The 25,023-nt window shown below is 67.3% G+C and carries 24 protein-coding genes; 9 read left to right on the forward strand and 15 right to left on the reverse strand.

Annotated elements, in window-relative coordinates:
* Positions 1–9 precede the first annotated feature (9 nt).
* The gene (cmk, locus tag D5S18_RS14155) at positions 10–732 is read left to right on the forward strand and encodes a (d)CMP kinase (protein ID WP_120041084.1); all 723 of its coding nucleotides are present in this window, start codon (positions 10–12) and stop codon (positions 730–732) included.
* Positions 729–2,147 (forward strand): ribosome biogenesis GTPase Der, encoded by a 1,419-nt coding sequence (gene der / locus D5S18_RS14160; RefSeq protein WP_120041086.1) that lies wholly within the window; start codon positions 729–731, stop codon positions 2,145–2,147. The genes cmk and der overlap by 4 nt, the downstream gene beginning before the upstream one ends.
* A 48-nt stretch (positions 2,148–2,195) precedes the next feature.
* Here the strand turns inward: der and D5S18_RS14165 are convergent, their stop codons facing one another.
* On the reverse strand, positions 2,196–3,029 hold the full coding sequence (locus tag D5S18_RS14165) for an SDR family oxidoreductase (protein ID WP_203236735.1): 834 nt from the start codon (positions 3,027–3,029) through the stop codon (positions 2,196–2,198).
* A 118-nt stretch (positions 3,030–3,147) separates the two neighbouring features.
* Here D5S18_RS14165 and D5S18_RS14170 point away from each other — a divergent pair, with 118 nt between their 5' ends.
* From D5S18_RS14170 to D5S18_RS14185, 4 genes are all read left to right on the forward strand, one after another.
* Entirely contained in the window at positions 3,148–4,095 is a 948-nt protein-coding gene (locus D5S18_RS14170; RefSeq protein ID WP_203236736.1) for an Lrp/AsnC family transcriptional regulator, read from the forward strand.
* Positions 4,096–4,272: 177 nt separating this feature from the next.
* Positions 4,273–5,022 (forward strand): acyl-[acyl-carrier-protein] thioesterase, encoded by a 750-nt coding sequence (locus D5S18_RS14175; protein ID WP_120041091.1) that lies wholly within the window; start codon positions 4,273–4,275, stop codon positions 5,020–5,022.
* Between the two features lie 531 nt (positions 5,023–5,553).
* Positions 5,554–5,820, forward strand: coding sequence for a hypothetical protein (locus D5S18_RS14180; RefSeq protein WP_147403954.1), 267 nt, complete (start codon positions 5,554–5,556; stop codon positions 5,818–5,820).
* A gap of 74 nt (positions 5,821–5,894) precedes the next feature.
* Complete coding sequence (locus D5S18_RS14185; protein WP_120041095.1) at positions 5,895–6,806, forward strand: alpha/beta hydrolase; 912 nt, start codon at positions 5,895–5,897, stop codon at positions 6,804–6,806.
* Between the two features lie 61 nt (positions 6,807–6,867).
* On the opposite strand, the gene D5S18_RS14190 is transcribed toward D5S18_RS14185, so the two are convergent.
* The 5 genes from D5S18_RS14190 to D5S18_RS14210 form a co-directional block, all read right to left on the reverse strand.
* On the reverse strand, positions 6,868–7,623 hold the full coding sequence (locus D5S18_RS14190) for a glucose 1-dehydrogenase (protein ID WP_120041097.1): 756 nt from the start codon (positions 7,621–7,623) through the stop codon (positions 6,868–6,870).
* A gap of 69 nt (positions 7,624–7,692) precedes the next feature.
* Entirely contained in the window at positions 7,693–8,538 is an 846-nt protein-coding gene (locus tag D5S18_RS14195; RefSeq protein ID WP_120041099.1) for a helix-turn-helix transcriptional regulator, read from the reverse strand.
* A gap of 98 nt (positions 8,539–8,636) precedes the next feature.
* Positions 8,637–9,284, reverse strand: coding sequence for an LppP/LprE family lipoprotein (locus tag D5S18_RS14200; RefSeq protein WP_120041101.1), 648 nt, complete (start codon positions 9,282–9,284; stop codon positions 8,637–8,639).
* Positions 9,285–9,604: 320 nt separating this feature from the next.
* Entirely contained in the window at positions 9,605–9,835 is a 231-nt protein-coding gene (locus D5S18_RS14205; protein ID WP_120041103.1) for a hypothetical protein, read from the reverse strand.
* A 130-nt stretch (positions 9,836–9,965) separates the two neighbouring features.
* A complete protein-coding gene (locus D5S18_RS14210) occupies positions 9,966–10,835 on the reverse strand; it encodes an NAD(P)-dependent oxidoreductase (RefSeq protein ID WP_120041105.1) in 870 nt (289 codons plus the stop codon).
* 324 nt (positions 10,836–11,159) lie between these two features.
* Between D5S18_RS14210 and D5S18_RS14215 the strand changes: the two genes are divergently transcribed.
* Positions 11,160–12,455, forward strand: a complete 1,296-nt coding sequence (locus D5S18_RS14215; RefSeq protein WP_120041107.1) for an NtaA/DmoA family FMN-dependent monooxygenase — start codon at positions 11,160–11,162, stop codon at positions 12,453–12,455.
* 9 nt (positions 12,456–12,464) lie between these two features.
* Here D5S18_RS14215 and D5S18_RS14220 read toward each other — a convergent pair whose 3' ends face one another.
* From D5S18_RS14220 to D5S18_RS14245, 6 genes are read right to left on the reverse strand one after another with little or no spacing between them, the layout of a single operon-like run.
* On the reverse strand, positions 12,465–13,538 hold the full coding sequence (locus tag D5S18_RS14220; protein ID WP_120041109.1) for an N-acetylglucosamine kinase: 1,074 nt from the start codon (positions 13,536–13,538) through the stop codon (positions 12,465–12,467).
* A gap of 20 nt (positions 13,539–13,558) precedes the next feature.
* On the reverse strand, positions 13,559–14,848 hold the full coding sequence (locus tag D5S18_RS14225) for a family 4 glycosyl hydrolase (protein WP_203236737.1): 1,290 nt from the start codon (positions 14,846–14,848) through the stop codon (positions 13,559–13,561).
* Positions 14,848–15,711: a carbohydrate ABC transporter permease gene (locus D5S18_RS14230; RefSeq protein WP_120041111.1), complete on the reverse strand. Its 864-nt coding sequence runs from the start codon at positions 15,709–15,711 to the stop codon at positions 14,848–14,850. The genes D5S18_RS14225 and D5S18_RS14230 overlap by 1 nt, the downstream gene beginning before the upstream one ends.
* Before the next feature lies 1 nt (position 15,712).
* A complete protein-coding gene (locus tag D5S18_RS14235) occupies positions 15,713–16,657 on the reverse strand; it encodes a carbohydrate ABC transporter permease (protein ID WP_120041113.1) in 945 nt (314 codons plus the stop codon).
* Positions 16,658–16,661: 4 nt separating this feature from the next.
* Positions 16,662–18,002 (reverse strand): ABC transporter substrate-binding protein, encoded by a 1,341-nt coding sequence (locus D5S18_RS14240; protein WP_120041115.1) that lies wholly within the window; start codon positions 18,000–18,002, stop codon positions 16,662–16,664.
* Between the two features lie 47 nt (positions 18,003–18,049).
* Positions 18,050–19,237 (reverse strand): ROK family transcriptional regulator, encoded by a 1,188-nt coding sequence (locus D5S18_RS14245; protein ID WP_120041117.1) that lies wholly within the window; start codon positions 19,235–19,237, stop codon positions 18,050–18,052.
* Between the two features lie 198 nt (positions 19,238–19,435).
* On the opposite strand from D5S18_RS14245, the gene D5S18_RS14250 reads away from it, so the two are divergent.
* Together D5S18_RS14250 and D5S18_RS14255 are read left to right on the forward strand one after the other, a co-directional pair.
* On the forward strand, positions 19,436–20,524 hold the full coding sequence (locus tag D5S18_RS14250) for a C45 family autoproteolytic acyltransferase/hydrolase (RefSeq protein WP_120041119.1): 1,089 nt from the start codon (positions 19,436–19,438) through the stop codon (positions 20,522–20,524).
* A gap of 2 nt (positions 20,525–20,526) precedes the next feature.
* On the forward strand, positions 20,527–20,979 hold the full coding sequence (locus tag D5S18_RS14255) for a hypothetical protein (RefSeq protein WP_120041121.1): 453 nt from the start codon (positions 20,527–20,529) through the stop codon (positions 20,977–20,979).
* A 66-nt stretch (positions 20,980–21,045) separates the two neighbouring features.
* Here the strand turns inward: D5S18_RS14255 and D5S18_RS14260 are convergent, their stop codons facing one another.
* The 3 genes from D5S18_RS14260 to D5S18_RS14270 form a co-directional block, all read right to left on the reverse strand.
* Positions 21,046–22,056: an alpha/beta hydrolase family protein gene (locus tag D5S18_RS14260; RefSeq protein WP_162500976.1), complete on the reverse strand. Its 1,011-nt coding sequence runs from the start codon at positions 22,054–22,056 to the stop codon at positions 21,046–21,048.
* 88 nt (positions 22,057–22,144) lie between these two features.
* Entirely contained in the window at positions 22,145–23,353 is a 1,209-nt protein-coding gene (locus D5S18_RS14265) for a saccharopine dehydrogenase family protein (RefSeq protein ID WP_120041125.1), read from the reverse strand.
* A 38-nt stretch (positions 23,354–23,391) separates the two neighbouring features.
* Entirely contained in the window at positions 23,392–25,020 is a 1,629-nt protein-coding gene (locus tag D5S18_RS14270) for a DUF885 domain-containing protein (RefSeq protein ID WP_120041127.1), read from the reverse strand.
* Between the last annotated feature and the right edge of the window lie 3 nt (positions 25,021–25,023).

Genomic DNA, 25,023 nt, shown 5'->3' on the forward strand with positions numbered 1-25,023 from the left:
CGCGGCGACATGGAAGATGGGACACGCAGTCTGTCCGGCTCGTCGCCGCTGGTCGTCGCGATGGACGGTCCGTCGGGGACAGGTAAGTCCAGCGTCTCGCGGCTGCTGGCGGCCCGGCTCGGCGCCCGCTATCTCGACACCGGCGCCATGTACCGGGTGGCGACGCTGCGCGTGCTGCGCGCGGGGATCGATCCGACCGATACGGCGGCCATCGCCGCCGCGGTCAAGGAGTTGCCGCTGAATATCGGCACCGATCCCGGTCGCGAACTGATCGAACTCGACGGTGAGGATGTGGCCGCCGAGATCCGCGGCGGCGCGGTCACCAAGGCGGTCTCGGCGGTGTCGGCGGTGCCCGAGGTGCGCGACCTGCTCGTCGGACTGCAGCGCGAGATCGCGTTGGCGGCCGGGCGGATCGTGGTGGAGGGTCGCGATATCGGCACCGTGGTGCTGCCCGCGGCCGACGCCAAGATCTATCTCACCGCCTCGGCGGCGGCGCGCGCGCACCGCCGCAACCAACAGAACATCGCCGAGGGACGCGGCGACGACTACGCGGCGGTCCTGGCCGACGTGCAGCGCCGCGACACCCTCGACTCCACCCGCAAGGTCTCGCCGCTGCGCCCGGCCGAGGACGCGGTGCTGGTCGATACCAGCGAACTGACCAGGGATCAGGTCATCGACGAGCTGTATTCCGTGGTGGCGCGCCAGATTTCTGCGGCAGGAGAGGCCCGATGACCGAGGACGTATTGGCGGGCGACGGCGTCTGGAGCGACGAATCCGATTGGGAGATCACCGATCTGGCGGGTGAGCACGAGGGCGAGGAGCAGTTGGCCATGCCGACCCTCGCCGTCGTCGGTCGCCCGAATGTCGGGAAATCGACACTGGTGAACCGGATTCTGGGCAGGCGCGAGGCCGTCGTGGAGGATATTCCCGGCGTGACGCGCGACCGCGTCTCCTACGAGGCGAACTGGTCGGGCCGCCGCTTCTGGGTGCAGGACACCGGTGGTTGGGAACCCGACGCCAAGGGGTTGCAGCAGTCGGTGGCGCGCCAGGCCGAACTGGCCATGCGCACCGCCGACGCCATCCTGCTGGTGGTCGATGCCGTGGTCGGCGCGACCGCCACCGACGAGGCCGCGGTGAAGATGCTGCGGCGCAGCAAGATTCCGGTCATTCTGGTGGCCAACAAGGTCGACGATCAGCGGGTGGAGTCCGAGGCGGCAGGGTTGTGGTCGCTCGGGCTCGGTGAGCCGCGCATGGTCAGCGCCGCGCATGGTCGCGGCACCGGCGATCTGCTCGACGATGTGCTCGCGGCGCTGCCGGAAACTCCGCGCGAGGGCGCGGGCGCGCCCGGACCGCGCCGGGTCGCGCTGGTCGGTAAACCCAATGTCGGCAAATCCAGTCTGCTGAACAAACTTTCCGGCGATGAGCGGTCGGTCGTGCACGATGTGGCGGGAACGACCGTCGACCCGGTCGACTCCCTGGTCGAATTGGGCGGCAAGGTCTGGAAATTCGTGGACACCGCGGGCCTGCGTCGAAAGGTGGCCAACGCCAGCGGAACCGAGTTCTACGCCTCGCTGCGCACCAAGTCGGCGCTGGAGGCCTCCGAGGTGGCGATCATGCTGATCGACGCAGGCCAGCCCATCACCGAACAGGATCTGCGGGTCATCAGCCTGGTCGCGGATTCCGGGCGGGCGCTGGTGCTGGCCTTCAACAAATGGGATCTGGTCGACGAGGACCGGCGCTACCAGTTGGAAAAGGAGGTCGACCGCGACCTGATCCGGGTGCCGTGGGCGCAGCGGGTCAATATCTCCGCCCACACCGGTCGCGCCGTCCAGAAGCTGGTTCCCGCAATGGAAACCGCGCTCGAATCCTGGGACAAGCGGATCTCGACCGGCCGCTTGAACACCTGGCTCAAGGAGGTGGTGGCTGCCACGCCGCCGCCCATGCGCGGCGGCAGGTTGCCGCGCGTCCTGTTCGCCACCCAGGCCGGGACGCGGCCGCCGACCTTCGTGCTGTTCACCACCGGATTCCTGGAGGCCGGATACCGGCGCTTCCTGGAGCGGCGATTGCGCGAGGAGTTCGGATTCGACGGGTCACCGGTGCGGATCTCGGTGCGGGTGCGCGAGAAGCGGGACCGGACAAAGAAATAACTACTGCTCCGGCGGGTGGGAATTCGCCCCACCCGCCTTTCTTTCGGGTCAACGGAATTCGGCGATATGGTCGCCGACCCAGTCGCGCAGGGTGCGGGCCGGGCGACCGATGATGCGCTCGATGGTGTCGGTGGTGGTGGGGCGCGGCTCGTCCAGCAGCGCCGCATAGCCGTCGAGCAGGACTTCGATATAGGAGTCCGGGAAATTCGGGTTGGCGCGCAGGAGTTCGGCCTCCTCGGCGCGGGTGTTCTCCACCCAGCGCAGCGGGCGACCCAGCACCTCGCCGATGACCCGCACCTGATCCGAGAGGGTCAGCACCTGTGGGCCGGTGAGCGTGTAGGTCTTCCCGCTGTGGCCCGGTTCGAGCAGGGCGTGTCGGGCGACGGCCGCCATATCGGCCTCGTGTAGCGGCATCAGCGGGAGTTCGCCGTGAATGCCGCGCACGATATCGCCCGCGCGAATCTGGTCGGCCCACCAGAGCGTGTTGACCGCGAAGCCGCTCGGCTGGAGCACCACCGATTCGATGCCGCTGCCGTGCACCACCTCCTGCTGCTGCTCCCGGCTCAGATCGGGCACGCCGCCGGTGCCGAGGAAGACCAGCCGCCGCGCCCGTTCGGAGATGACGCCGACAGCCTCGGCGAACTGTTCGCCGGAATGCAGGGGCCAGAGCAGGAAGACGGCGTCGAAATCCGCCACGCGGTCGCGCAGGGTGTTGGGATCGCTCAGGTCGGCGCGCACCACCTGGACGTCGGCGGGGAAGGTGGCGGTACGCGGATCACGGGTGGCCGCCTTGACCCGATGCCCTTCGGCGCGCAGTTGCCGCACGAGTTGGCGGCCGACATTTCCGGTGGCGGTGAGTACGAGAATATGCGGTTCGGTCACGACGTCGATGCTCGGTCTTCGACACTCCGAATCGGCAGTCACGATGCTACTTTTGCTGGAAGCCGTCATCATATATCGAGAGTCGATGGATTCTGTCATATCGATGTCGAGGAGCGCTATGGATGACGTGGATCTGGGATTGGTGCAGGCGCTGCGGGTCGATGGGCGCGCGCAATTCCGAACCATCGCCGAGGTGCTCGAGGTCTCGGAGAACACCGTGGCGCGGCGGTATCGACGACTGCGGGCCGAGGCCGGGCTGCGGGTGATCGGTTCGCTGGACAGCACCCGTCTCGGGCGGGTGCAGTGGACGATCCGGCTGTCCTGCACTCCCGACGCGGCGGGCGCGGTCGCCAAGGCGCTCGCGGCGCGCGAGGACACGCACTACGTCCATCTCCTGTCGGCGGGTACCGAGGTGTCCTGCACGGTGAGCACCGGCGGTGTGGACGAACAGGCGCTGCTGCTGCACAAGCTGCCGCGCACCAGCCGGATCGTCGCCATGTCGGCCCATCTGCTGCTGTCCACCTTCCGCGTACCCGACACCGGACCCGAGCCCACCGTGCTCACCGACGAGCAGATCGCCGTCCTGCGGCCCGACCCGATCGATATCGATGTCGCCGCGCCGCCCCTGCACGACGGCGACCGTGCGATGCTGCGCGCCCTCAATCGCGACGGCCGCGCCCCGTATGCCGAATTGGCCGCGGCGACAGGATGGTCGGAATCCACTGTCCGACGCAGGCTGGAGCTGTTGCGCCGCACCGGAATCCTGCGCATCGGCCTGGATATCCCTGCCGCCGCACTGGGATTCGGAGTCGAGGCGCGTCTCTGGATGCGGGTCGAGCCCGGTGCGGCGGTGGCCGTCGGGTCCGCGTTGGCCGCCCATCGCGAGATCTCCTTCGCCGCGTTGACCACCGGCGCCACCAACCTGGTGGCCGCGGTGGTGTGCCGCGACACGGTGGACCTCTCGCGCTACCTCACCGAGCGGCTGCCGGAGCTGTCCGGAATCATCGCGCTGGAAACGGCGCCCGTCATCCGGACGGTGAAACGTGCGGGGACGCCGCAACTCTGAGTGGTGCCGGTGTCGCGGGGAAATGCGGAATCTCGGCGGACCGTCGGAGTATTCGGAGAGGGCTGGCGGAGGAAGCGGTGCGAGAGGATTGCTGCGGGCGACAGGATCGACCGGGATGGGCACGGTTCGGTGCGGTGCCTCACGCCGTGCCGGTGCCGGACGTGGCATTATCTGCCCATGGTCATTCCCAGCACGTTGCCGGAACGCCCTATTGCCGCGGCCGCGTTCGAGACGGGCTGGCCGGTCCGCCTCGCCGATACCGATCGGCACCGTCGACTGCGACTCGACGGGATAGCCCGCTATTTGCAAGATATCGGCTTCGACCATTTGGACGCCGTCGACGACGGCGATATCCATCGGGGCTGGGTGGTGCGTCGGACCGTCATCGATGTGGTGAAACCGATCCGGTTCGGCGAGCGTGCCGCGCTGCGCCGCTGGTGCTCGGGCCTGTCGAATCGCTGGTGCAATATGCGGGTCACCATCGCGGGCAGCGAAGGCGGACTGATCGAGACCGAGGGGTTCCTCATCCACTTCGGCACCGAATCGGGTGTGCCCGCGCGCATGACGGATCGGTTCATGGCGCCGATGCTGGCGAGCACCACCGAACATCGGCTGCGCTGGCGCGCGGCGCTGAACGATCCGGTGCCGGAGTCCGGCGTGGTCGAGCGGTCGTTTCCGTTGCGTGTCGTGGATTTCGATCTGCAGAACCACGTAAACAACGCGGTCTACCTGGGTGCGCTGGAGGAAGTGCTGGCGCAGGAGCCGGAGTTGGTGACCGGTCCGCACCGGGTGATCATCGAATACGTCAAACCGCTGACGTTGGGCGATGATCTACGGCTGGTAGTGCGCCGGTCGGGTGGCGCGCTCGATATCTGGTACACCGTCGAGGGCGAGGTTCGGGCGAGCTGCCGAGTCACCGCTTTGTGAGCGTTCCCGTGTAATGCCCTGGCATTCTCGTGGACGCCACGATCGCGCCGGTTCGACACGCGGTGTCCGAAATGTTGCATATGCCAGGGGAATTTGCCGACCGGTTGGGATCGCATCCGTGGACGACTGACAGAATCCCCTGCGTGCGGGCCGGATTTCCTCGTGCCCATTCGCCGCAGAACAAAAATGCCGCCTTGCGGTGCGATAGCCGCCGAATACTTTTCGGCGTGCCCCAAGATATTTCGGACGTTTCGCCACGCGAATCGAAGCGGTCGACAGTACGCTGAGGCTGCGATTCGGTTTGTGCCACGCCGGATTTGGGAGTTGTCGTGGAGCGGCATCCGACAATCGATGATCGCAGACTGGCCGTGCGGCTTTTCACCGCGCGGGAATGCTGGGGGTGGGAATTCTCGGTTCCCACACCGGCCGCGCCGAACCCGTTGCGCGATATGGCCCCGGTATGGCAGGAACAGCCGCCGCCACCCGAGTTGGCGCGGCATCGCGTCGCCGCCCGCCGCGCACCGAGTGCAGTTGGTCGTCCTCTTCGGAGGGGCCGAGGGCACTGCTGAGCAGGCACAGATTGCCCGGCACTTCGAAATCCCGATTGTCCCACTGGCATTCACCGGCGGCACCGCGAAGTGGTACTGGACACAAACCAGGGACCTCATCGCTCGCGCGAAGCCGCAGGATATCGAGATATACGACCGGCTCGTCGCCGAGAACCAGCGGGTCGCGCTCGCCGCGGCGGTGCGGTTGATCGGTCGATGGTTGAACATCCCTGCGCCTCGGGTGCGGTGAGGCCCGCGAATTGTTGGCATGCGGAAGGAGCGTCACTGGGATAGAACAGAACTGTGACGGGTTCCAGAGTGCGGATGGGGTTGCTGGTTGCTGCGGTGTTGGCGATGGTCGGGTCGGCCGTGCCCGCGGGGGCGGAGCCAAGAGCGGTGGGGGAGTCGGGGTTAGGGGGTGCGGCGGTGCGACTAGATGTGTATTCGCCTGCGATGGATCGGGTGGTGACCAATCGGGTGTTGCGGGCGGCGGGCGGTCCGGCGCCGACGGTGTACCTGCTGACGGGGATCGGTGGTGGGCTGGACGGGATTTCGTGGTGGGATGATACGGATGTCGCGGCGTACTTCGCCGATAAGCATGTGAATGTGGTGATGCCGGTCGGCGGTCCGTACTCCCTGTACACCGATTGGCTTTCCGATGATCCGGCGATCGGTCGCAATCGCTGGCTGACCTACCTCACCCAGGAGTTGCCGGGTGTGATCGATACGCGTTTCGGGACCACGGGACGCAATGCGGTGGTGGGTGTTTCGATGAGCGCTGGTTCGGCGGTCGATCTCGCCATTCAAGCGCCCGACCGCTATGTCGCCGTGGCCGCGCTGAGCGGCTGCCCGTGGGCTTCGGACGCCGTCGGCGCCGCCATGGTGAGCGCCCAGGTGATTCGCGGCGGCGCGAACCCGGAAAACATGTGGGGGCCTGCGGGTTCGGCACTGTGGCGCACTCACGACGCCTTCGCCAACGCCGCCGCCCTGGCGGGGAAGACCATCTTCCTGTCCGCCGCCACCGGCACTCCCGGCGAAATCGACCGTGGCGGCCTGCCTTTCCCACCCATTGAGGCCATCGCCAGCTCCTGCACCACCGCGTTCGCCGACCGCTTGGAAACCCTCGGCATTGCGGCCACCCACCTCAACCGTCCCGAAGGTTCGCACACCTGGGGCCAATTCGAGACCGACCTCCACGAAGCCTGGCCGCACTTGGCCCCCGCGCTCGGCGCTTGAGGCCCTGTCTCGGAGTTCCATCCGGCGCCTCTGCGGCCTGGCTCGCCGCCTGGCCGCGTTGTCAGAGCATCGCGGCGGGTGTCGCGGTGGTCAGACCACCGTCTATCAGAAGGTCCTGGCCGTTGATGTAGGCGGCTTCGGCGGAGACGAGGAACGCTACGGCGGCGGCTACTTCTTCGGACGTCCCGATTCGGGCGGCCGGAACGGAATTGGCGATGGCGGTCTGGGCGGCGGCGGAGGTCTCGGCGCGGAAGGCGGGGGTGTCGGTATAGCCGGGGCTGATGGAGTTGACGCGAATTCGCCTGGGGGACAGCTCCGCCGCGAAGGTGCGGGCGAGATTGAGCGCGGCGGCTTTGGTGGCGGAGTAGAGGGCGGAGTCGGGGAGCCCCCGGTGGGCGGCGAAGGACGAGTTGATCACGATCGAACCGCCGTCCACCAGCAGGGGAATGGTCTTCTGAATGGTGAAGAAGACACTTTTGAAGTTGGCGTCGACCACGCGGTGGAATTCGGCCTCGGTGACGCTCGAGGCGGGGGCGAACGCGCCGATGCCCGCGTTGGCGAAGACGGCGTCGAGGCGACCGAAACGGTCCCGGATGGTGCTGACGACGGTATCGAGGTCGTTGAGATCGGTGGCGTCGCCTGCGATTCCGAGCACATGGGGGCCGAGTTCGGCGACGACGGCGTCCAGGCGGACCTTGTCGCGGCCGGTGATGACGACCTGCGCGCCTTCGGCGCTGAGCTTGCGTGCGGTGGCCAGGCCCATCCCGCTGGTGCCGCCGGTGATGAGGACGATCTTGTCGGTGAAGCGCTTTGTCATGACATAAGCCTGGCCCGCCGCGACATCGGTATACAGTGCCGCTTTATGGGGGTACTGCCACCACCAGGCTCAGGCGGGAGCGGCGAGCCGGATCTTGCCGAGTCGTTGCAACCGCGCGGCGGTCTGCGTTTCCGAGCGCGGGTTGTAGAGCACCAGTTGCCAGTCCGGATGGTCGGCCACGGTCAAAGTCGTCGCGTCCAAGAACAATTCGCCGACCTCGGGATGGAGCAGCGCATTGACGGCCTGCCCCGGCATTCCGACTTCGTGCCGCTGCCATAGTTCCGCGAATTCCGGACTGGTCGCGGCGAGTCCGTCGGTGATGCGTCGGTATTCCGGATGGGCGGGCGCGTGGGCGGCGTCGGCGCGGTAGGCGGCGACGACGGCGGGCGCAGCGGCGGACCACTGTTCGGGCATGGCGAGATAGCGGGGGTTGGTGAAATAGGTGACCAGACAATTGTTCGCGGTGCCGTCATAGCCGAAGGTGGCGCGCGCGGTATCGTTGTACGCCAACACATTCCAGTATCGGTCCCGCAGTACGGCGGGCCGACGTTCCCAAGCGTCGAGCAGTTCGCGGATCTCGGGGGTGACGGGTCCGCCGGGGGCGCCGCCGATAGGTGGCGGGTTGAGTCCGGCCAACAAATACAGATATGACCGTTCGGGTGCGTTCAGCCGCAGTGCCGCCGCGACGGCATCCAGGATCTCGGCCGAGACGGTGATATCGCGTCCCTGCTCGAGCCAGGTGTACCAGGACACCCCGACTCCCGCCAGCACCGCGACTTCCTCGCGTCGCAAGCCGGGGGTGCGTCGCCGCCCGGCTCCGGCGAGTCCGACATCGGCGGGTTGCAGGCCGGCCCGCCGTATGCGCAGGAAGTCGCGGAGTTGCTCGCGGCGCTGCCGCACGGATTCGCTGGTCATATGCCACGGTATCGCGGGGTGCGTCGACGGGAAGCCCCGGCTCGGCGATCGAGGGCGAATTCGGTTCGTCCTCGATCGAGCGCGCGCGACCCGGTCGATTACTTGGTGACCTCGGTGGGGATCTCCGGATTGTGGGTGATGGTGCGGCCATCGGCGCCGAGTGTGAAGGTGATGGTGGCGGCGCCCGTCGGGCAGCAGTTGGGCTCGTTGCCCTTGGTCCAGCGGTAGCTGATCTCGACGCTGCGGCTGCCGGATCCGGAGACCTGGGTGAACGCGGTGGCCTTGGTAGTGGCTGTGCCCAGGTAGCCGTCGTGGTTGAAGAACAAGATGTGGGAGGGGGAACTGCCGGTGCCGTGCGGGGTTTCGGCCTGCACCCACAGCAGATCCGGGCAGGAGCCGACGTTTTCGTGGCTGGCGGTGCCGAAACCGTAGGGCTCGCCGCCGACAGAGGGACCGAGCCCCTGGATGGCGTAGCTGACCACCGGGTTGTTCGCGTCGACGCAGAAGTGATGGCCCGAGGTGGCGGGTGCGTCGTCGGATTTCGCGGCGCTGGTGATCGGGCTGACGGGCGATTTGCTCGAGGGCGCCTGCGCGGAGTCGGGGGACGCCAGAGTGGTTTCCACGCTGGTGTTCTGCACGGTCGCGTTGGAGCCTGCGCGCGGGGTTGGGATATCGGCGTCCTGACAACCGGCAGCCGCCAGTGTGAGTCCGATCGCCGTGAGCGTCGCACCGATGGTCTTGTTCATTTGGAGCCTCCCTGCTTCGAAACACTCTGACGAACGTTTGACAGTGACAAGCGTTCGAATTATGCCCTGCCTTCTGTAGTGGGAATGGACTCTCGGATCGTGGGTGTTACGCCCCCCTTTTCAGGGGCATGGACGCGATTCGCCTGTCGGCCAACCGATTACCGCAGGTCGCGGGCGTGCCGCCGTGCCGGGGGTATCGGTTCGGTGAATTCGCCTGTGCGGGCTGGGCTCTCGGTGTACCGTTCGATATCGAGGCCCCGGACCGTCACAAGTCCGGGGCCATCGCCAATCTCGGGGCGAATCCGAGAGTCGAACTCGGCTCAGTCGAAAGGTTCCGGCGGATTGAGCTGTTCGTCCAACCATCTCTCGATATCCTCGAGGGTGCCGTAGGCGGCGAGGTCGGGTAGGCGTTCATCCGCACCCTGTTCGGGAGTGACGAGTTTCCATCCGTAGGGGTGGTATCTCTTGACCTTTAATTGATAGCCCTGCTGTGCCGCCAGCTCGGTAATGCGGGCGAGCTTCTGTCGGAAGGTTTCCTCCTGTTCCGACATCGATGCGGGCCTCCCCTTATCGGTAGTGTTTTGGGCGATTTATCCCGGTTTTATTTGTCGGGCATGGCGATTCGCGAATACTCCGTGCGGTCGATATTGCCGGCCGCCCGCGCGGCGCCGAGGTTCGGGTTCAGTCGCGCAGCCGATCGATGATCTTGGTTTCATTGAGATGCCCCTCACCGGTGTCGACCACCCGTTGGAAAAGGGGGCGTGCCGCGCGGCCGAGTGCGGCGGGCGCACCGAGGGATTCGGCGTGCTCGATACCGACGCGGGTGTCCTTCAGCCGCAGGGTGGCGGTGAAGGTGATGACACTGTCGTGGGTGCCGTCGCGCATGCTGCGGCTGGAGTTGACCACCGCCGGACTGGCCACCCCGCCGCGCGCCAGGGTGTCCACCACCGTGGCCAGGTCGAGACCCGCGAGTTCGGCGGTGCGCAGGGCCTCGGCGGTGGCGGCGATATGCACCGAACCGAGCAGGTTCTGGATGAGTTTGTAGGAGGTGCCCGCACCGATCCCGCCGAAGTGGACGATCCCGTCGCACAGCGGGTCGAGCAGCGGACGGGCGGCCGCCAGGTCGTCGGGGTCGCCGCCGACGAACAGGCGCAGTGTGCCCGCCGCCGCGGCTTCGGGCAGCCCGGTGACGGGGCAGTCGAGATAGCGAAGCCCCTGTGCGGCAGCGGATTCGGCCAGTTCCAGCACCCACGGCCGCGACAGCGTCGAGCATTCGATCGCGAATGCACCCGGCGCCGTGCCCGCCAGCGCGCCTTCCGGACCGCACCAGAGGGCGCGGGAGGCGGCGTCGTCGGCGACCATGGCGAAGACGGCGTCGGCGTCGCGCGCCGCGGCGCGCGGTGTGGCGGCGAGGTGGGCGCCCGCCGCGACCAGATCCGCGGCCCGCTCCGGGGTGCGGTTGAATACCGTCACCCGGTGACCGGCCGAGACCAATCGTCCCGCCATACCCAACCCCATCCGGCCCAGTCCGAGAAATGCGATAGTCGCCATGGCAGCACCCTATCGACCGTCGGGAATGGCCTACGCATTGCCGGAGCCCTAACGAGCGCTGTCGGCGGAGCCATCGTCAGACCTGCGCATGGCCGGAGCGAAGGCGGAGGTACGCCAACGGGCGCTGTCGGCGGAGCCGCCTTCAGACCTGTGCACGGCCGGAGCGGAGGCGGAGGTACGCCAACGGGCGCTGTCGGCGGAGCCGTCGTCAGACCTGCGCATGGCCGGAGCGAAGGCGGAGGTACGCGTATTCCCGAATCCGGATTTGAAATCCCGGTGAACGCAACAGGTCGGCGATGGGACGCGAGTGGTTAGCGTCGCCGCATGGGAACTGGACGGCGCACGCTGAAGATTGTCACCGGGGTCAGCGGATCACCGAAAATCTATGCGGCGGCGGTGGATCCGACGACCTCGACGCTGGCCGACGCGCTCGAGGTGGCGCGACTGGCCGAGGAGCACCGCTTCGCCGCACTGTTCGCGGCCGACCTGCTCAGCTTCGGGGCGCAGGGTGCGATCGGCGCGCAGGAGCCGCTGATCTTCCTGTCCGCGCTCAGTGCGGTGACACGGCACGTGGGTCTGATCGCGACCGTCACCAGCACCTTTCACCATCCGTACAACCTGGCCCGGTTGTTCGGCACGCTCGACCATGTGAGCAATGGGCGTTCGGCGTGGAATGTGGTCACCTCGTCGGTCGGCGAGGAGAACTACGGCGGTGAACTGCCGAGCCCGGAGCAGCGTTACGCGCGCGCCGGGGAGTCGATCGAGGTGGTGCGAGCGCTGTTCGACAGTTGGCGCGCGGGCGCGCTTGTCCCCGACGGTCTGGGCGACGTGGTTTTCGACGCGGAGCAGGTGCGATCGATCGACCATGTCGGACAGCACTTCTCGGTGCGTGGCCCGTTGAATATTCCGCCGTTGCCGCAGCGTTGGCCGGTGCAGTTCCAGGCGGGCCAGTCGGCGGGCGGCGTCGAATTGGGCGCGCGCTACGCCGAAGTGGTCTTCACCTCGCTGGCCACCCTGGACGATGCTCTCGGCTATGCGAAGCGAATTCGCACGCGCGCGGCCGAATTGGGCCGCCCGGATGGGTTGCCGCTCATCTTCTCCTCCCTGCACGCCACCTATGGCGCGACCGAAGCGGAGGCGCGCCTGCTGGTTCGGGAACGCGCCGAGAGCACCGATTTCGACGCGGGCCGCGCGGCGCTGGCCGATATGTTCGGCGGCGGTATCGATCTGTCGGAATTGCCGCTGGACCAACCGATTCCGGACAAACTGCTACCGGAATCGTCGACCGTGCATCGCCGCCGCGGTCGGGTCGAGATTTTCACCGCGCTGGCCCGCTCGGGGAGGACACTGCGCGAATTGATCATCGCCGCGAAGGACACCGGCCACTGGGCGCAGGCAGGGACACCCGAGCAACTCGCGGACGCCATCCAAGAGCGCTACGACGCGGGGGTTCTCGATCTCATCGGCCTCGGTGGCCTGGACGACCCGCGCACCCGCGACTTCCTGCTCAATGGGCTGGTGCCCGAACTCCGCAGGCGCGGCATCGTCGGTTCGGACCACCTCGGCGCGACCTTCCGTGAAAACCTGGAACTGCCACCGCTTCCCGCGCCCGCCGAGTAGTCGGCCGGCTCAGGTCCGCGTCGATTCGTCGATTCGGGTGTCGGGCGGTGGAAATGCGGCTCGAAGCCGTTGCTGCGCGTTCGGGGAAGCGGCCAGCTGATCGAGTCCCAGGAGGGCGGCGCCGAGAACCGGTGGGGCGACGACGATTCGGGGTTCGGCGAGGGGCGCGGCCACGGCCAGTCGGTCGGTGACATTGTCGATGAGCAGGGGCTGGCGGGCGGCGAGGACCCCGCCGCCGAGCACGACCGGGACCGGGGCGTCGAGGAGTTCGAGTCGACGCAGTGCCACCACCGCCAGTCGGGTGATCTCGTCGGCCTGGCGGTCGATCAGGCGCAGCGCGGTCGCGTCGCCCGCCGCCGCGGTGTCGAAGACGACCCGAACCAGTTCGTGCAGCCGATGTTCCGGCACTTCGCCGAGGTGGATCGCCTCGGCCACCGCATTGGCTCCCGACAAGTCGAAGTGTGCGCCGATGGCGGCTGACAGCGCGGTGAGTTTGCCGCGCCCATCCTCCGCCCTGGCCGCGTGCCACATCGCGGCGGCCGCCAACCCGCTGCCCCCGCCCCAGTCGCCGGTGAGAATGCCGAGCGAGGGGAAGCGGGCGATACGTCCGTCGGGACGCATTCCGGCGCAATTGATTCCGGCCCCGCACACCACCGCCACCCCGCGCGGCCCCGCAACCCCGGCGCGCAGCAGTCCGAAGGTGTCATTGGTGACGGCGGCCTCGGGCGCCCAGCCCCGCGCCAGGAAATTCGCGTGCAGCCGCCGCTCCTCGACCGGCAGATCGACATTGGCCATGCAGGCGCTGACCCGGCTGGTGAGCGGCCGGTCCAGGCGTAGTCCGGCCGAGGATGCCACCGATTCGACCACCGAGATCAGCTGTGCCACGGCCTGATCCGGTCCGACCCGGTGCGGTTGGTACCCGCCGCCGCGCGCCGAGGCCAGCACCGTGCCATCCATACTGACCAGCGCCACATCGGTCTTGCTGTTGCCCGCGTCGATGGCAAGAACACCCGGAATCTGTTCCGGTGTCGGTTGTGTGGGTGTGCCCGACGCGGGCTGTCCGGACTCGGGCGGTGTTGTCATGCCCGACTCGGGCGGTGTAGTCATGCCCAACTCAGGTAGCCGTGATTGTGCGCGATGAGCCGATCAGTGAGTTGATCGGCGAGGTCCAACTGTCCGATCAGCGGATGGGCGAGCAGCGCGTCGAAGACCCGCGCCCGCCCGCCCGCCACCGCCGCCCGCACCGCCAACTCCTCGTAGCTCGCGACATGCGCGACCAGTCCGGCGAACAGCGGCGGCAGCGGCCGCTGCGGCAGTGGGCGCACCCCTTTGGCGTCCACGGTCGCAGGCGCCTCGATCACCGCGGCGTCGGGCAGTTGCGGCAGAATGCCGTCGTTGCGCGTGGTGACCACCTGGGTTCGGCTGCGCCCGTCGGTGCCGAGCAGCGCCGCGATGAGTTGCACCGCCGCCTCGGAGTAGAACGCGCCGCCGCGTTGGGCCAGCAGTTCGGGTTTGGTGTTGAGGCTCGGGTTGGCATAGAGCGCGAGCAACTGCCGTTCGAGCGCGGCCACCTCCTCCGCGCGCGACGGCCGCGCCCCGAGTTCGCGGACCACCGCGTCGTGCTGGTAGTAGTACCGCAGGTAGTAGGAGGGCACCACGCCCAGACTTTCCAACAGCGTCAAGGGCATTCGCACGTCTTGCGCTACGCGCTCCCCGAATCGGTCGAGCAGTTCGGGCAGCACCTCGCGTCCGGATTCGCCGTCGGGTTCGTCGAGCAGGGTGACACCGCGCTCCCACGTCAGATGGTTGAGACCGACGTGCTCGAGTCGGATCCGTTCGGGCTCGACGCCCAAGTGCGCGGCGAACTTTCGTTGGAACCCGATGGCCACATTGCACAATCCGATGGCCCGGTGTCCGGCGTCCTGCAGTGCGCGCGTGACGATTCCGACCGGATTGGTGAAGTCGATCAGCCAGGCCGCCGGATTGCTCGCCCGCACCTGTTCGGCGATATCCAGTACGACCGGCACGGTGCGCAGCGCCTTGGCCAGTCCGCCCGCGCCGACGGTTTCCTGTCCGACGCAACCGCATTCGAGCGGCCAGGTCTCGTCCCGGTGGCGGGCCGACTGTCCGCCGATGCGCAACTGCAGCAGGACGGCGTCGGCCCCGTCGACGCCGGAGGTGACCGAGGTGGAGGTGGTGACCCGCGCGGGACTGCCCTGGCGCGCCAGGATGCGTCGGGCCAGTCCGGCAATGAGTTCCAGCCGCTGCTCCGCCGGGTCGATGAGCGCGATCTCGCCGATCGGGAGGATATCGCGCAGGCGCGCGAATCCGTCGATGAGTTCTGGCGTATAGGTGGAACCGCCGCCGACGATGGCCAATTTCAGTGTCGACATCAGCCTTTGACCCCTGTCAGTGTCACGCCTTCGATGAAGGCTTTCTGCGCGAAGAAGAAGAGCAGGATCACCGGTGCCAGCACCAGGACGGTGGCCGCCATGGTGAGGTTCCAGTTGGTGTGGTGCGCGCCCTTGAACGATTCGAGCCCGTAGCTGAGCGTCCAGGCGGCCGGATTCTCGCTGGCGTAGATCTGCGGGCCGAAATAGTCGTTCCAGCAATAGAAGAATTGAAATAGCGCGACCGCCGCGACGGCCGGTTTGGCCATGGGCAGCACGATGCGCAGCAGAATGCGCAGGTCACCGCAGCCGTCGAGACGCGCGGCCTCCAGATATTCGGTGGGGATGGTCAGCAGGAATTGGCGCAGCAGGAATATGGAGAAGGCGTCGCCGAAAGCGAGCGGAACGATCAGCGGCCACAGCGATCCGGTGAGGTGGAACTGCTTGGCCCACACCAGATACATCGGGATGATGGTCACCTGTGGTGGCAGCATCATCATCGATATCACCGCGAGCAACGCCACCTTCCGGCCGCGAAACCGGAATTTGGCCAGCGCGTAGGCGACCGGGATGCTCGACGCCAGCGTGAGCGCGGTGCCGAGTCCGGCGTAGAGCAGCGTATTGCGCCACCAGGTCAGGAATCCCGGCGTGCGCCACACCGAAAGATAGTTGCCCCAGTGCCATTCGCTGGGCCACAGCTCGGAGGTGAGCGCCTGCCGGTCCGACATCACCGAGGTGAGCAGGACGAAGACGAACGGCAGCACGAAGATCAGCGTCGCCGCGATGGCCACGGCGTGGGTGGCCACCCAACTCAGGGCGGCTCTGCGGTTCGCCGCCCGGCTCGGGGTGGCTCTGCGGCCGTTCATCTCAATTCTCCTGTACGAGTCCGGATCCGCGCCGCAGCAGCAGCGAGGTGAACGCCATGGACAGCGCGAACAGGATCACCGCGACGACGCAGGCCGAACCGGTGTCGAAACGCTGGAAGCCGAGGTTGTAGATCAATTGCGGTAGCGTCCAGGTGGATCCGTGCGGATACCCTGGTTCGAAAGGCTCGCCCGCACCGCCGACCTTGCCGCTGGCCACCTTGCCCGCCACGATCGCCTGCGTGTAGTACTGCATCGTTTGGATGACACCGGTCACCACCGCGAACAGCACGATCGGCGCGATATTCGGCAGTGTCACATAGCGGAACCGCTGCCAGGCGCCCGCGCCGTCGAGGCGTGCCGCCTCGTACTGCTCGCGCGGCACATCCAGCAGCGCCGCCGTGAAGATCACCATCAGATCCCCGATGCCCCACAGCCCGAGCATCGTCAACGCGGGTTTGGACCATTCGGCGTCGGTGAACCATCCCGGCTGCGGCAGACCGAGGGCGTCGAGCAGATGATTCATCGGTCCGGTAGCGGGATTGAGTAGGAAGGCGAAGGCCATGGTGGCCGCGACCGGCGGTGCGAGATATGGCAGATAGAACAGGGTGCGGAAGAATCCGGCCCCCGTCTTCACCTTGGTGACCAGCATCCCGATGCCGAGCCCGAAGATCACCCGCAGCGTGACCATGACCAGGATCAGCCACAGCGTATTGCGCAGCCCCTGCCAGAAGAACGGGTATTTGGTCAGCACATAATCCCAGTTCCGCAACCCGGTGAAGGTCGGCGCGGTGAACCCGTCGTATTTCATGAAGGAGAAATAGAGGGTCGACAGCAGCGGGTAGGCGAAGAATATGCCGAACCCGAGCAGCCACGGCGACAGGAACAGTAGGGTGCGCGCGGCGGTCCGGCGGCGTCGCCGCCGCAGCGGTGCGGGCCTCGTGGTCATCGGATCACTTCGCCTGCGCGATGGCGGCGTCGATCTCCTTGGCGGTAGCGGAAAGTCCCGCCTGCACATCGGGCTGCTTGCCGGATTCGTAGTCGTAGCCGAAATTGCGCAGTGACATCTGGTATGCGCCGCCATTGATGCTGGCGGGTGTGGTGGTCGAGTGCGGGTTCTTGGCGATGTCCAGGAAGGTCTTGAAGGTCGGATCCGCCGCCAGCTTCGGTGAATTCAGCGCCGCGTTCGTGCTGGGCACATTGTGGATGGCATTGGCGAAGGCGATCAGGCTGTCGGTGTCGGTGGTCAGGAATTTCACCAATTCCCAAGCGGCGGTTTGTTTCTGGCTCGAGCCCGCGATGCCGACGATGGTGCCGGTGGTGTAGCCGCGGCCGTAGGTGTCGGCTTGGTCGTCGGGGACGGGGAAGGGTGCGGTGGCCCAGTCGAAGCCGACTTTATTGGCCGTCAGTGTGGCGGTGCGCCATTCGCCGTCGAGCGACATGGCCAACTGGCCGGTCTCGAAGGGGTTCTTGGCGCTGAATTCGTCGCCGAAGCCGGTGCGGAACTTCTCCAGCCTGTCGAAGCCGCCGAGTTTGGCGACGAGATTCTTCTGCCAGGTGTACATGGCGGCGATCTTCGGGTCGGCGGCGACGTTGGTTTTGCCGTCCGGGCCGAAGTAGGTCGCGCCGTACTGGCCGAGGTAGTGCATGGGTGTGGTCTCGTAGCCGTGGAAGTTCGGCATGAAGCCGAGCTGTTTGAAGCCGTCGCCGTCGGGAATGGTGAGTTTGGCGGCGGCGGCCTCGAATTCGCTGAAGGTGCGCGGCGGGGCGGTGATACCGGCGGCGGCGAACGCGGATTTGTTGTAGTACAGACCGTAGGAGTCGCCGAGCAGCGGCAGCGCGCACTGGTTGCCCTCGTATCGGCTGTAGTCCAGCATCGGCGCGGGGAAGGTTTTGGCGGCGTCGATGCCGTCCTTGCGCAGGAATGGGTTCATGTCCGCCCACACTTTCGCCGAACAGTACTTGCCGACCTGATCGGTGGTGAAGGAGGACACCACATCCGGGGCGTCCCGGCCGCCCGCGCGCAGTGCCTGCTCGATCTTGTCGTCGGTGATATTGCCGACGGATTTGACGTGAATGTTGGGGTGCAGCTTCTGGAATGCGGCGATATTGTCGTCGATGGCCTTGACCTCGTTGTCCTGACTCCACCCGTGCCAGAAGGTGATGGTGACGTCTTTGCCCGCGGCGGAGCCGTCGTCTCCGCCGCCGGCGCTCTGCCCGGTGCACGCGGTGAGCACCAGTGCGATCGTGGTCGCGACGGAGTAGGTGGCGAGGGTGCGGAGTGTTCTGCGCATCGTGACGGTTCTCTCTGGAGGGTTACTGCCGGTTGTGCGGTGGTGGATCAGTGGGTGGTGAAGACGGCTTCCCGCGCGGCGGCCAATGCGCGTTGCAGCGCGCCGTGCAGGACGGGGTAGCCGGGCACGGTGCTGCGGCGCACCTCGGGGCGCGGAATCGTCAACTCGGACAGGGCCTCCTGCACCATGGCGCGCAGTGGCTCGCCGCCCGCGCGCGGTACGTCGCCCGCCAGAATCACCAACTCCGGGTCGACCACGGTGACGATGGCGGCGAGCCCGAGGGCCAGTCGGCCCGCGAATTCGGTGAGGAATTCGCTTCCGGCGCCCGGAGTTTCCAACGCCTGTGCCACCGCGCGCGGTGCGGTCGGGGCCGTCAATCCGTGTCGCCGCGCCAACGCCAGGACGGCGGGTGCCCCCGCCAATTGTTGGAAGCCGCCGGAATTCTTGCGCCGCACATCGTGCACGATCGGTGCGCCCGGCAGCGGCATATAGCCGACTTCGCCCGCGCCGCCGGTGAATCCGCGATGCAGCCTGCCCCCGAGCACGATGGCCGCGCCGACGCCGACGCCGGTCCACAGCAGGACGAAATCCTGGCAGCCGCGCGCCGCGCCGTGCGCCTGCTCCGCGATGGCGGCCAGATTGACATCGTTCTCCACCGAAACCGGTGCGCCGGTCGCGGATTCGAGGTCGGCCAGCAGGTGGGGGGAGTGCCAGCCCGGCAGGTGCATGGCGTAGCGGAGTTTGCCGACGGCCGGATCGAGCGCGCCGCCGATACCGATGACGATGGCGCGCAACGCGTTCGATTCGATGCCGGCCAGGCGTGCGGTTTCGGCAACGGCCGCGGCCGCGTTGGGGATGGTGCGCGCCGCGCCCCAGCCCCTGGTGGATACGCGATGTTCGGCGCGGACCGCGCCGGTGATATCGGCGACCGCGAGCCGGATCTCGGAATTGGTGACATCGAGTCCGGCGACGTATCCGGCCGTCGGGTTCACCTGATACAGCTGGGCGTTCGGTCCCGGTCCGCGGCCGGACTCGGTGCCGATCGCCACTACGAGTCCGGCCGCTTCCAGTCGGGAAAGCAGTTGCGAGGCAGTCGGTTTGGACAATCCGGTGCGGGCGCCGATCTGGGTGCGCGACAGCGGTCCCTCGGTGAGCAGCAGCTCCAGCGCCGCGCGGTCGTTGATGGCGCGCAGCAGGCTGGGTGTGCCCGCCCTGGTGGGTCGCGCGGTCGTCATCGACCCTCCGTCCCGATCCATCCGAACCGCGCCGGATGAACTATTAGGAAAGTTTCCAATTCTTTGAGTTGCGACTGTATGTCGGCTGCGTCACACAGTCAATGGTTGATGTGGCATCCATATATCTATCAAAAATGAACCGATCGTCTGTCAATTGATAGAATCATCTGGGATGTCGATTCGACTAGGAGTGATGCCGTGTTTCCGATCATTGCCGTATCCGGCGGCCCGCGTGAACGAGGCGCGGCGTACGGATTCGCCGCCGCGGCGCGGATCGCGGTGACCATCGAGGGCTATCGGCGGATCTTCGCCGAGCTGGCCGGGCTGGACTGGGATGCGGCCTGCCGCATGGCAGTCCGCTACGAGCCCGCCATCGGGGCGGAATATCTCGCCGAGATCGCAGGAATCGCGGCGGGTGCGGGCGTGCGATACGAGGAGGTGCTGGCCGTCAACTGCCGCACGGAGATCATGTTCGCGGGCATGGTTTCGCGCATGCGCTCCGGACCGGTGCCCGAATGCACCGCCGTCGCCGGAGTCGGGTCGGGATCCGCTGTGGTCGGCCAGAATTGGGACTGGCTCGGCTTCTCGGCGGCGAGCGTGGTCGTGCTGGCCGTGCGCGGTGCGGGCGGACCCGATCTGGTCACCGTGGTCGAGGCCGGAATGCTGGCCAAAACCGGTATGAACGATCGGGGGATCGGCGTGGCCACCAATGCCTTGGTGTCCGAGGCCGATTCGGGTGCGGTCGGCTTGCCCTACCACATCGCGCTGCGCCGCATACTCGACAGCGGCGACCTCGCGACGGCGACGCGGGTGCTCACCGATTCGGTCCGCGCGAGCAGCGCCAACTATCTCGTCGTCGACAGCACGGGCCGTGCCCGCAATCTCGAATGCCATCCCGGCGGCCCGTCCGGCGTGCATCGCACGGAACCGGTGTCGGATCGGCTCGCGCACACCAACCATTTCCTCGGCGCGGCAGGGGAATTCGATCGATTCGATCGAGACGGGCACCTGAACTCGCTGTGTCGGCTGGCAGCGATCGAGCGCAGGTCCGTCTCGGACGCGCCCGCGCTGATGGCCGCGCTGCGCTCACACGAGAATGCTCCGGATTCGGTGTGCATGCACGCGCGGGCGGGCGAGGATCCGGCGGCCGCGGTGTGCACCGTCGCCTCGGTCGTCATGGACCTCGCCGCGGGCAGAATGTGGGTCGCCGCGGGCAATCCCTGCGCCCTCGACTACACCGAGATCGATCTCGCCGGACTCGGAATGCGCTTCGGCGCGCGGCAATAGCGATGCGAACCCGATACGGGCTGCGTCATCTGCGGCCCGCACGGCGGACAGTGTTCTTCGAATCCGTTGCCGCCCTGGTGCTCGCGATCATCACCATGCCCTTCGCCTATCCGCGGCTAGGGGATCCGCCGCAGTGGGTCCAACTGCTCGGCCTGGCCTTCCTGCTCGGCTCCCTCACCATCAGTATCCGCACCTGGCGGGTGGTCATGGTCGGCAGTCTGGCGCCACGGCGGACGGCCCACCCGACCTCGGCCGAGCAGCGGCTGCGACAGCACATCGGCGACGAGCGGCGCTTCCGGTTGGCGGCGGTGATGTATCCGGTGACGATTCTGCTGCTGTTCCCGCTGCCGCCCGAATGGCGCTGGTTCTGGTTCTGTCTGACGCTGCTCGGGGCCGTGCTCGGAGCGGTGGCGCTGGTGCGCATGGTGCGCACCGAATTGCGGATTCCCAAGTGACGCATATCCCTTCGGCACGCGCCGGGCTGGTCGGACCGGCGCGCACCGCAACGATACGCGTATCTCTCAGCGCGGAGGGAGCTTCGAGACCCAATCGCGGATATCGTCCAGGTATCCGGGCACATAGAGCGAGCGGGGGGCGAAGATGTAGGTCAGCACGGTTTTCAGGCTGTCCTGGTTGTGGTCGAGATCGGCCTTGACGATGTTGTGCGAGGCATCCGGGTACATATGGACGGTCAAGAGTTCCGGTTTGACGAGTTGCTTGTAGACGCGCTCGGTCTCCCGCACATCCACATTGCGGTCCTCGGCGCCGAGTTCGAGCAGGACCGGAACGTTCAGTCGCGGCAACAGGGGACTCACATCGGCGCGGAAGTTCCGCTCCACGAAACGCCAGCGATCCGGACTCATCGGATCGGAATCGGTGGTGGTCGAACGGTATCGCTCGTAGGGTGCGTCTTCGCGCAGCAGGACGAGCGAGTCCTCTCGGCGTTGCAGCGCGGCCCGCAGTTCGGCGTCGGAGGCGTTCTTGGCTTTCATCTCCGCGCGCAGGTTGTACTCGCCCTGGCGTTCCCAGTTGATGGCGGCGCCCACCGGGATGATGAACTGCACCTGATCGGGCCGATCCACCGCGACCTGCGGAATGACCCAACCGCCCTGGCTGATCCCCCACAGCCCGATGCGGTGCGGATCGATGTCGGTGCGCGCTCTGGCCCAGTCCATGACGGCCTCGGCCTCGAGGGCGCGATCACGCAGGGATTGATCGAGCCAGTTGCCCGGCGCGCCCCCGATACCCGGCTTGTTCCATCCGATCGAGGCATAGCCCGCCTTGGCGAAGGTCTCCCACATCGGACGGTAGAACCCGTCGCGGTCGGCGTTGGCGACACCGTCGCCGTGGATGAACAGGACCAGGCCGTAGGGGCCATTGCCCTGCTTGGGCAGGGTGAGGGTGCCCTCGAGCGGCTGGGTGGAGCCGGTGATGGTGACATGTTCCTGGCGGTAGTCGAAGTCGTTCTGGTAGATCGCCCATCCGCCCGCCGCCACCGCGAGCGCGACCACGCACCCCGAGGCGATCAGCAGTCGGCGCAACCAGCGGCGGCGTGAGCGGGTCTTCGGGGGGATGTCGGCACTCGTCGGCATGAAGTGATCATATAATAAACGGCCGTTTCTAAAATGATCGAGTGTCGCGTGTCGTCCGATTGCGTCGCAGGACGAGGCTCGGAGTGTGGGTCGGACCCAGCAGATGTGTGTCGAGGTCGTAGAAGAAGCGGTCCGGATCGATGATTGCCTCCGGAGGGTGTACGCCGGGCCGTTCCCGGTCCAGGTGGGCGATGGCGAGCGCGATCGGAATGCCGTCGGCCCTGGCCAGGTCGGTGGTTAGCGGGGTGCCGGTGGCCGGTTCGCGCAGGGTGGCCAGCACCGTGTGACCTTCGCCCGCTCGGTGGCCGGTGACCAAGGCGAAAAAGGGGGGAAGATTGCCCGGTTCGGGCAGTCGCATGGCGCGCGCGAGGGCGCGCAGCGAGCGTCGCAGGGACGGGTCGGTCAGTTGGGCGGCGGCGCCGGCTCGGGTGAGGCGGCCGCGATCAATGTCGCGGCGCAGGACGTCGAGGTAGGCGGCGGTGCCGGGGGTGAGGGTGAGCAGGCCGAGGCAGTCACCGGTCGCGGTCAGGGTGCGCGCGAGCGTGAGCGGGGCCGGGTGGCCGACGGTATAGGCGGTGCCGCGCAGATCGCCGGGTAGTTCGAGCGGGATCGGCCGCAATGGGGGTTCGCGATGATGCTCACCCGCGCGCACCACGGTGATCTCGCCGCTGATCCCGTCGGTCCAGCGAATCTCGGCATCGGTGGGATGTGTTGGGGGAATGGAGAATTCGGTGGGATTCGGATCCGGTGTGTCGATCGGCCACGCGGTGTGGATATTGTGCACGGTATCGAGTTCGCGGGCGGCGCAGGCGGCGAGGAGATTGTCCAGGCCGGGGCTCGCGCCCATCCCGATGACGGCGCATACGCCCGCACGTTTGGCGGCCGGGTCGAATTCGAGCATGGCCGAGGTGATCTCGGTGTCGTCGCAGATATCGAGGTAGTCGGTGCCGGAATCGATGGCGTGCGCCAGGACCCTGGTGCCGAATCGGCTCGGATCCGCCGCGTTGAGAACGATATCCGCTGAGGTCAGCGCCTCCCGCAGGGCCTGGCGGTCATCCGGATCGAGTTGTTCGGCGCGCACCGGCGCGCCGTCTCGGCCCAGTGAGTCCACTAGTGCGCGCACCGCGTCGCCGCGCGTATCGGCGGCGATGATCTCTCGAACGCCCGCCACCCGCCGCGCGACAGTCAGCGCGGCGGTGGCCGTCGGTTCGGTGGCTTCGAGGATCAGGATTCGCACAACTTTCAAAACTACATCGATCGTATCTATCTTGATAGTTATGGGTGGGTGTTTCCGGCGATACCGAGGAGGGTGCGCAGGTGACGCGGGGCGGGCGAACCGTGGGCCAGCATCGCGTCGTGCCAGGCGCGGGGTGCGGTGCTGGTCGGGCGGGCTGCCGCGATGGCGGACACTTCGGTGTAGCCGACGAAGTAGGTGGACAACTGGGTCGAGCCGAGTTGGGCGCGTCGCCACTTGCCCGCCGCCTCGCCCAGTTCCTGATGTCCGCGCCCCTGCATGAGATCCATGGCCGCGGACTCCGACATATTCGCGCAGTGAACGGCATGGTCCAGGATGGCGTTGATCGTCATGCGGAGTTGGGATTTCAACTGCTGCAAGCGCAACTGCGGGCCGCCGAAGCCGCGCAGGGCCATGAGCTCCTCCGAGTACACGCCCCAGCCTTCGATGAAGGTTCCGCTCCAGCACATGGCGCGCGCGGCGGTGGAACCACGGAACCGGCGAGCGTGTGCGAGTTGCAGATAGTGACCCGGAATGGCCTCGTGCACCGCGATATTGCGCAGCATATGCGCGTTGTACTCACGATAGAACGAGGCGACGCGATCGGCGGGCCAGTCGGCAGGTGTGGGAGCGATGGCGTAGAAGGTCGGCAGATCGGCGGTCTCGAGGGGGCCTGCCGGATCGCAGTAGGCCACGGCCACGCCGCGCGCGAACTCCGGCATCGGCTCGACGACCAGGGGATCGTCCACCATGGTGACCAGATCATGTTCCAAGGCAAAGGCTTTCGCCGCGTCGACGGCGGCCGAGGCGAGGGCGACGACGGTGTCGTTGTCGGGATGATCGGCGGCGATCCGGTCGAGCGCGGTGCGGACGGTGTCGTCGTCCGGATGTGCGATACCCAGCAATTCGCCTGCGGCGGCACGGATCTGGTCGGTCACCAGGTCGAGGTGGCGGTACGCGCGGTCGAGCAGGTCGGTGGCGCTCAGATCGGTGTCGAGAGTGTGCCAGAGTTTGGCCTCCCACAGCCGCGCGCCGAGGCGCGGATCGCGAGTGGCCGAATCGAGGCGGGCCGCGAGCCAGTCGCCGAATTCCGCGAGTGCGTCGATGGCCTGCGCGGCAGCCGGTTTCACATCGACTCCGGGCACCTGCTCGGCGAGCTGCGGGACCTCGTCGCGGATGAGCGCGGCGACCCCCGCGAACTGGCCGACGGCGGTCTCGAGGTGGATGCGCGGGCAATCGGTCAGGACATTGCGTGCGGTGGCGAGCGCGTCCGGCAGCGCGGACAGGCGGGCGGCGAGCAGTTCCAGCCGCCGCTCGGCCGGTGCGAACGGGCGGGCCAGCAGTGCGTGCAGCAGCGGTCCGGGATTGTGCTGCAACGGATTCCACTCGTGCTCGCGGATCTCGTCCAGGAGGAAAAGCCTGGCGTCGACATCGTGCTGGAGCAGTGCGTGATCCACGCCGTCCTCTGGCGTCAGGTCGAGGTCGTCCACCTCTGCCAAAGTATGCGACGCCTCGCGCAGCATGGCTGAGCGGTCGCGGACGGCCGCGGCGGACCAATCGGGGAGTCGGTCGTCCACGCGGTGATCGCCCGCCCAGGCGGCGGTATCCGGATCGGAATCCAGAATGGCGGCGACGACTCGATCGGCACGTTCTACGAAGGTTCGTGACATGGC

Source organism: Nocardia panacis, assembly GCF_003598715.1.
In the GTDB taxonomy this organism is placed as follows: Bacteria; Actinomycetota; Actinomycetes; order Mycobacteriales; family Mycobacteriaceae; genus Nocardia; species Nocardia panacis.